Annotated in this window: 1 protein-coding gene; it reads right to left on the bottom strand. The window is 63.8% G+C overall.

Annotated elements, in window-relative coordinates; translation table 11 throughout:
* On the bottom strand, window positions 1-235 hold a 235-nt coding region (locus tag B7449_RS22730; RefSeq protein ID WP_209426816.1), incomplete at both ends, for a hypothetical protein.

Genomic DNA, 235 nt, shown 5'->3' on the forward strand with positions numbered 1-235 from the left:
ATGACTGCTGCACCGTGCAGGTCGAAGTCGACGAGCAGGATGTCCGGGCACCGCTGTGGCGCCAGTTCAACGCCGATATTTACCTCGGTGGCCGTCACGTTGTGGGCGTTTTTGGTCCACGGCAGGCAGTTCGCACCGGCAGGGGCATAAAATTCCTGCGCGGCCAGCCGCATTGCGCCGCCCGGATCGGCGCCTACCACATGGAGGTACCCACCGGCAGCGTTCTGGAAATCCG

This window comes from Komagataeibacter intermedius TF2 (assembly GCF_000964425.1).
In the GTDB taxonomy this organism is placed as follows: Bacteria; Pseudomonadota; Alphaproteobacteria; order Acetobacterales; family Acetobacteraceae; genus Komagataeibacter; species Komagataeibacter intermedius.